The following is a 6,750-nucleotide window of genomic DNA, read 5'->3' as shown; positions in this document are numbered from 1 at the left end:
CCGCGGGGGAATCAGGCGCAGGCGTCCATCTTCGGCGGCTCGGGTGTCTCAGCACCAGATTTGCCGAGTGTGGCCTCGAAAGCCTTGGCCCAGTTGCCGTTGTCCATGGCCTCCTGAATTGTGTCCGTCAGGAACTGGCACAGCTCAGGCTTGTCCTGGCTGTAGCCCATGCCGATGCGCTCCTCGGAGAACGGTTCGCCGACAACTTCGAGCTCGTCCGGGTTGAGCGCGGCGTAGCCGAGCAGGATCGAGCCATCGGTCGTCATCGAGTCGACACCACCGTCGAGCACCTGGTCACGGCACTGCGAGTACGTCTCGAAGCCGCGGGCCTTGGCGCCTTTTTCCTCGACCTGCTTGAGCGAGGTCGAGCCGGTGACGGAGCAGACTTCCTTGCCCTTGATGTCGGCGACGCCCTTGATGTCGCTGCCCTTCTTGACCAGCAGCTGCTGGCCGGTCAGGAAGTACGGCCCAGCTTGGCCGACGACCTTGCGGCGATCGTCGGTGATCGAGTAGGACGCGAACACGAAGTCGACCGTGCCCTTCTGCAGGAATGGCTCGCGGTTGTCCGAGATGGTCTCGACCCACTCGACCTTGTCCGCGGCGATGCCAAGCTTGGCAGCGACGATCTTGGCCATCTCGATGTCGAATCCGACGGGCTGGGGGTCGCCCGCACTCTTGAACCCGAGGCCGGGCTGATCGAACTTGACGCCGATGCGGACCTTGCCGGATTCGGCGATTGCCTTCATCGCGGTCCCGTCCTCGAACTGGCTCGCGGCGTTGTCGTCGACCTTGGTGTCGACTGGGTTTGAGTCCTCCCCAGCGCTCCCGCAGGCTCCCAGAATCAGTGCTGCGGAGGCTGCGAGGATGGCAAATGGTGCGCGTTTCATGTGTTTCCTCTCTAGTGCTTGAGGATCTTGCCGAGGAAGTCCTTGGCGCGATCGGAGGTGGGATTGGTGAAGAACTCTTCGGGGGTGTTTTCTTCAATGATCTGGCCGTCGGACATGAACAGCACCCGATCGGCAGCCGTGCGGGCGAACCCCATCTCGTGCGTCACGACGATCATCGTCATGCCGCCCTTGGCGAGGTCGACCATGGTGTCGAGAACTTCTTTGATCATCTCCGGGTCGAGCGCCGAGGTGGGCTCGTCGAAGAGCATGACCTTCGGCTCCATCGCCAGCGCACGGGCGATGGCCACTCGCTGCTGCTGGCCCCCGGACAGCTGTGCTGGGTACTTGTCGGCCTGACTGTCGATGCCGACGCGTTCGAGCAGTTCATGTCCGCGCTTCTCGGCGGCCGCCTTCTTGACACCTCGGACCTTCATCGGGCCGAGCGTGACATTCTCCAGAACTGTCTTGTGGGCGAAGAGATTGAACGACTGGAAGACCATGCCGACGTCGGCGCGGAGCTGGGCCAGGCCCTTGCCCTCCTCGGGCAGCGTCGACCCGTCGATCTTGATCGTGCCCTCATCGATCGTCTCGAGCCGATTGATAGCTCGGCACAGCGTCGACTTGCCTGATCCGGACGGCCCGATCACGACGACCACTTCGCCCGAGGCGACGTTCAGCTCGATGTCTTGCAGCACGTGCAACTGTCCAAACCATTTCTGGACGCCTTGCATCGAAACCATTGCGGTCTGGTCTGCCATGCGCATCAACCTAGCCCGAATTCTCGATATCGGGGGATTGGTTGCGTGACGAAATGAAGTAATTCGGCCTGCCATGCGAGGCGCAGCCTGCGTCGGCCCCCCGGGGGGAGCCCGCAATGATGGCGCGGGTGTAACGCGGAGGGTTCGGTCTCGTTAGACCCTCCGCCTATTGAGGGAGTCCACTGATGCGTCGATCTGTCCTGTCCACCCTGCTGTGCACCGCCGCGCTGGTCGCAGCGTCGGTCGTGACCACGTCTTCGGCGACGGCTTCGTCGCCGTACGCCCCGCTGGACCGACCCGGGCCGCGCCTGACGGTCAAGACCACGACGCTGAAGGCGGCCTTGCAGTGCAGCGGCAACTTCAAGACGTCGACGCTCCAGCCGGTCCTGCTCAACCCCGCGACCGGCGTCACGGTCGATGAGAACTACTCGTGGAACTACGAGCGGGCGTTCACGGCGCAGAAGCGGCCGTGGTGCGCGATCCACATGCCGTCCCACACCCTCGGTGACATCCAGGTCTCGGGGGAGTACCTCGTCTACGCCATCCGCACGATGCGGGCCAAGTCGACCCGGGACATCGCGATCCTGGGCCACAGCCAGGGCGGCATGTCGATGCGGTGGGCCCTGCGCTTCTGGCCCGACACCCGAGTGATGGTCGACGACGTGATCGGAATGGCTGGGTCGAACCACGGCACCTCAAGCCTGCCGACCTGCAAGGTGGGCGTCACGACCTGTCTGCCGGCGGTCTGGCAGCAGCAGGCCACGGCGAAGTTCATTGCCGCGCTCAACAGTCGTGCTGAGACGTTCAAGGGGATCTCCTACACCCAGATCTACACGCACACCGACCAGGTGGTGCGGCCCAGCGACACGAATGCCACGGCGTCCTCGGCCTTGCACACCGGCCAGGGTGCGATCACCAATGTCGCTACGCAGGACATCTGCCCGCTCGACCTCTACGAGCACCTGGCAATCGGCACGATCGATCCGACGGCATATGCGCTGGCGATGGACGCTCTGGGTCACGCGGGGCCGGCAAAGGTCTCGCGCATCAACCGCGGTGTCTGCCTGCAGCAGTACCACCCGGGGGTCGATCCGCTGAACCTCCAGAACATCGTGCAGGTTCTTTCCGGAGCACCTGGCCTGGCCAGCGTTCCTCTGCCCTACGTCAACCTGGTCGGCGCCAAGCAGGTCCCGGCCGAGCCGCGGTTGCGCTGCTACACGACCGCAAAGGGCTGCTGACCCGTCCGGTTCTCGCGCCTCGTCATCATCGGCGCGTTCGTTGGTAAGCTGCAGCGCGCATCTGCGGAGCACCGTCCACCGCGGGGCCCGGGAGGACGGCGTCAGCGACCCGTGCGCTCACGGTGCGTGCAGCCGGGCCAGCAGCAGGGTCGGCGCTTGCCCTCCGCAAGCTCCTCCTGAGTTCGGCGGATTCGACGTGCGCGGGTCTCGTCCATCTTGGCGTCGTCCACCCAGCAGATGAACTCGTTGCGAGCCAGCGGCGTGATGTCCTGCCAGGCGGCAAGAACCGCTTCGTTGCTGCTGAGGGCGTGACGGAGGTCAGCGGGAAGCTCGTGCACGACGCCCCCGTCCACAGTCGGCTCAACCATGAGCTCACGATACCGACCGTTCAGCGGTGCCCAAACGGGCTGGATGCTCCATATCTCTGTCTGAGGGTCTCGACGTCCCGTTGACGCTCGGTCAGCGCTCCGACGAGGTCTTCGGGCACAGTTTCGTGATTTCCAGACCCGCGGGAATCCCACGTACCATGGCCGGGTCATGACCAAGACCTATGAAGTGCGCACCTACGGCTGCCAGATGAACGTCCACGACAGCGAACGACTGTCGGGCCTGCTGGAGACGGCTGGCTACGCGAAGGCCGAGGAGGACACCCCGGACCTGGTCGTGTTCAACACCTGCGCGGTGCGCGAGAACGCCGACAACAAGCTGTACGGAAACCTCGGTCACATCGCCAGTGTCAAGGCCAAGAACCCGGGCATGCAGATCGCCGTCGGGGGCTGCCTCGCGCAGAAGGACCGGGACACGATCACCCAGAAGGCGCCTTACGTCGACGTCGTCTTCGGTACGCACAACATTGGTTCCCTGCCTGTTCTGCTGGAGCGCGCTCGCATTGCCGAGGAATCACAGGTCGAGATACTCGAGTCGCTCGAGGTCTTCCCCTCGACGCTGCCGACCAAACGTGACTCGGTCTTCGCTGCGTGGGTGTCGATCAGCGTGGGCTGCAACAACACCTGCACCTTCTGCATCGTCCCGGCACTGCGCGGCAAGGAGAAGGACCGCCGTCCCGGCGACATCCTCGCCGAGATCCAGGCGCTCGTCGACGACGGAGTCATCGAGGTGACGTTGCTGGGACAGAACGTCAACGCGTACGGCGTCGAGTTCGGCGACAAGCAGGCCTTCGCCAAGCTGCTGCGGGCGTGCGGCGAGATCAAGGGACTGGAACGCGTACGGTTCACCAGCCCGCACCCCAAGGACTTCACCGACGACGTCATCACAGCAATGGCCGAGACCCACAACGTGATGCCTCAGCTGCACATGCCGTTGCAGTCCGGCTCGGACCGCGTGCTCAAGGCGATGCGCCGGTCGTACCGGCAGAGCAAGTTCCTCGGCATCATCGACCGGGTTCGCGAGGCCATGCCGGAGGCCGCGATCACGACCGACATCATCGTCGGCTTCCCCGGCGAGACCGAGGAGGACTTCCTCGACACGATCGAGGTCGTCCGCGCGGCGCGCTTCAGCGGTTCCTTCACCTTCCAGTACTCCAAGCGCCCGGGCACACCCGCTGCCGATCTGCCCGATCAGCTGCCCAAGACAGTCGTGCAGGAGCGCTACGACCGGCTGATCGAAGTCGTCAACGAGGTGGCGTGGGACGAGGCGAAGAAGCAGGAGGGTCGGGTCGTCGAGCTGCTCGTGGCCGATCACGAGGGCAAGAAGGATGGCGCCACTCATCGGCTGACCGGTCGGGCCCGCGACAACCGCCTGGTTCATTTCGCACCGGGTGACCACGAGATCAGGCCGGGCGACATGGTCGATGTGCGCATCACCTACGCGGCACCACATCACCTGGTCAGCGACGAGGCTCCGGTCGGCGTTCGACGCACGTCTGCTGGGGACGCCTGGGAGTCTCGTCACGGGCGCACCGAGGTCCGCTCGGTCGGCCTTGGCATGCCGTCACTGGGTGTCCCGCAGGCGCTACCGCCCGCGCCGAGCTGCGCCGTCTGACCCACCGAAAAACCACGCTCGTGGGGACGCTCACGCGCACGGAAGAGGGTGCCGGATCCGCCAGCTCTCTGCCTGGTCAGCTTGGCCCGACGGGGGTCCTTGGCATGGCGTCGATCGGCATGAGCATGAGGACAAGGTGTATCAAGAGGGGCACAGCGGCCCACGTGCCAAGGAACGGTGCAAGTATCAGGGTGAGCGCCGGGAGCAGCCAGATGATCTTGGAAATGCGGTGGGCCAACGTGAAGATGTCGGGGTCGAGGTCATCTCGGAAGAACTTTCTGCGGTGCAGGTACTCGAACGTGGCAATGTAGGCGGCAAGGCTGGCGAGCAAGGCGCCGGCTGCCACCTGGAGCGCTGTCGCGAAGTCGTCCGCGTTGCCGCGGGACTCACTGAGCAGGGCCAGCGTGAACGGCTCGAGCGCAAACGGGGCGATGATGAGCAGGGTGAGCAGAACGACGTAGTAGTCGACTGTCGGAGCCCAGGTCCGCAATCGCCGCAGGATGCTCCATCCGCCCGCCATCTGCAGGAACCCGAGCCCGTAGACCAGGAACAGAAACCACTCATCCCCGAGAGTGGACGCAAGATCGCCGGGCTCGACGTTGGGCGGGCGAAGATCGAGGACCAGAAGTGTCGCGGCGATCGCGTAGATGCCGTCGGTGAACGCCTCCGTAGAACTGAATGGAAAGGTCGGTTGCCGCGAGATCCGGGCAGCATTCCGCACCGTTCCAAGTGTCGATGTCATCCGCACCCTTTCACGCCGGTCCCCGGTCCAAATTTTCGCGCCACTGTACATTCGGTCAATGGTTCTGCGGTCGGGATTGCCAAAATCAGCCGACGCTCAGCCAGCTCCTGAGTGTCTTGGCGCAAGTTGCAGTACATGATTGGTGGCATGCCCATCCAGATCGCTCAGGACCCGCACTCCGACGAGGTGCTGACCAACGACTCGTTCGCTCTTCTTGCCGGCATGCTGCTGGACCAGCAGTTCCCGATGGAGCGAGCCTTTGCCGGTCCGGCCAAGGTGCTTGATCGGTTCGGGACGCTGGATCCTGCCGCGATCGCCGACGCCGAGCCTGAGGCTTTCGCCGATCTGTGCGCGACACCGCCGGCCATTCACCGCTATGGCCGGTCGATGGCCGGTCGCATGCAGGCGCTGGCTCGCGTGGTCGTCGACGACTACGACGGGGACGCGGCACGCATCTGGACCGAGGCTCGTACGGGCAAGGAGCTGCTGGCACGACTGCGGGCTCTGCCGGGATTCGGTGAGCAGAAGGCCAAGATCTTCACGGCCCTGGTGGCCAAGCAGCTGGGGGTCAAGCCGGCCGGTTGGACCAAGGTCGCAGGGGACTACGGCCGCAAGGGTCATCGCTCGGTCGCCGACGTCGTGGACGCCGAGTCGCTGGCCAAGGTGCGTGCGTTCAAGCAGGAGCAGAAAGCCGCGGCGCGTCAGGCGCCGACGGGGACGCCGGGATAGGGGTTGAGGAGAGCGCTGGGAACGCTGCACGAGGAGTCGCCGAGCCACACCTTCTGCATTCGGACATCGATGGGCACGCCTTCGGGGTCCAGTGGCACGTCGAACGTCGCCCCGCTGTCGTCCACGAGCTCCTGGACGAAGGTGTTGCGGGCGTCCACGATCGTGCGCCAATCGTCCAGCCACAGCCTGGTCGGACGGTCCTTGCTGATGGCTTGCCCGTGACCTTGTTCGATCATCGCGACCATCCGGCTGACTGCTCGGTTCTGCTTCCGGATCGCTCCCAGCTGTTCCGAGGGCGAACCGGCCAGGCTGGTCGATTCGACCGATGTGGTCATGGTCCGACACTCACGCTCGATCACCCGGACGAGGTCCTCGTCGTCGATGATCCCCGGGGC

8 protein-coding genes are annotated in these 6,750 nt (G+C 64.8%); 3 read left to right on the top strand and 5 right to left on the bottom strand.

Features of this window, described 5'->3' with window-relative positions; all coding sequences use genetic code 11:
- Positions 1–11: 11 nt before the first annotated feature.
- Complete coding sequence (locus WB461_RS09615) at positions 12–887, bottom strand: glutamate ABC transporter substrate-binding protein (protein ID WP_423852513.1); 876 nt, start codon at positions 885–887, stop codon at positions 12–14.
- Between the two features lie 11 nt (positions 888–898).
- A complete protein-coding gene (locus WB461_RS09610; protein WP_423852514.1) occupies positions 899–1,627 on the bottom strand; it encodes an amino acid ABC transporter ATP-binding protein in 729 nt (242 codons plus the stop codon).
- A gap of 203 nt (positions 1,628–1,830) precedes the next feature.
- Between WB461_RS09610 and WB461_RS09605 the strand changes: the two genes are divergently transcribed.
- On the top strand, positions 1,831–2,883 hold the full coding sequence (locus WB461_RS09605; protein ID WP_423852512.1) for a lipase family alpha/beta hydrolase: 1,053 nt from the start codon (positions 1,831–1,833) through the stop codon (positions 2,881–2,883).
- 101 nt (positions 2,884–2,984) lie between these two features.
- Here the strand turns inward: WB461_RS09605 and WB461_RS09600 are convergent, their stop codons facing one another.
- Positions 2,985–3,251, bottom strand: coding sequence for a YdeI/OmpD-associated family protein (locus tag WB461_RS09600; protein WP_423852511.1), 267 nt, complete (start codon positions 3,249–3,251; stop codon positions 2,985–2,987).
- Positions 3,252–3,420: 169 nt separating this feature from the next.
- Here WB461_RS09600 and miaB point away from each other — a divergent pair, with 169 nt between their 5' ends.
- Positions 3,421–4,884, top strand: a complete 1,464-nt coding sequence (miaB, locus tag WB461_RS09595) for a tRNA (N6-isopentenyl adenosine(37)-C2)-methylthiotransferase MiaB (protein WP_423852510.1) — start codon at positions 3,421–3,423, stop codon at positions 4,882–4,884.
- Positions 4,885–4,960: 76 nt separating this feature from the next.
- On the opposite strand, the gene WB461_RS09590 is transcribed toward miaB, so the two are convergent.
- The gene (locus WB461_RS09590; RefSeq protein ID WP_423852509.1) at positions 4,961–5,626 is read right to left on the bottom strand and encodes a TMEM175 family protein; all 666 of its coding nucleotides are present in this window, start codon (positions 5,624–5,626) and stop codon (positions 4,961–4,963) included.
- Positions 5,627–5,773: 147 nt separating this feature from the next.
- Here WB461_RS09590 and WB461_RS09585 point away from each other — a divergent pair, with 147 nt between their 5' ends.
- Positions 5,774–6,355, top strand: coding sequence for an HhH-GPD-type base excision DNA repair protein (locus WB461_RS09585; RefSeq protein WP_423852508.1), 582 nt, complete (start codon positions 5,774–5,776; stop codon positions 6,353–6,355).
- Here the strand turns inward: WB461_RS09585 and WB461_RS09580 are convergent.
- The coding region (locus tag WB461_RS09580; protein WP_423852507.1) for a hypothetical protein at positions 6,328–6,750 on the bottom strand (423 nt) is incomplete at its 5' end. The two genes, WB461_RS09585 and WB461_RS09580, sit on opposite strands and share 28 nt — an antisense overlap.

The sequence above is a fragment of the Aeromicrobium sp. genome (assembly GCF_049587115.1).
Classification (GTDB): domain Bacteria; phylum Actinomycetota; class Actinomycetes; order Propionibacteriales; family Nocardioidaceae; genus Aeromicrobium.
Note: the sequence above shows the minus strand (reverse complement) of the source record. Positions and strands in the feature narration are given on the sequence as shown.

Coding starts and splice junctions, on each gene's coding strand:
- WB461_RS09615 (WP_423852513.1), bottom strand. CDS start 887: ATGAAACGCGCACCATTTGCCATCCTCGCAGCCTCCGCAGCACTGATT.
- WB461_RS09610 (WP_423852514.1), bottom strand. CDS start 1,627: ATGGTTTCGATGCAAGGCGTCCAGAAATGGTTTGGACAGTTGCACGTG.
- WB461_RS09605 (WP_423852512.1), top strand. CDS start 1,831: ATGCGTCGATCTGTCCTGTCCACCCTGCTGTGCACCGCCGCGCTGGTC.
- WB461_RS09600 (WP_423852511.1), bottom strand. CDS start 3,251: ATGGTTGAGCCGACTGTGGACGGGGGCGTCGTGCACGAGCTTCCCGCT.
- miaB (WP_423852510.1), top strand. CDS start 3,421: ATGACCAAGACCTATGAAGTGCGCACCTACGGCTGCCAGATGAACGTC.
- WB461_RS09590 (WP_423852509.1), bottom strand. CDS start 5,626: ATGACATCGACACTTGGAACGGTGCGGAATGCTGCCCGGATCTCGCGG.
- WB461_RS09585 (WP_423852508.1), top strand. CDS start 5,774: ATGCCCATCCAGATCGCTCAGGACCCGCACTCCGACGAGGTGCTGACC.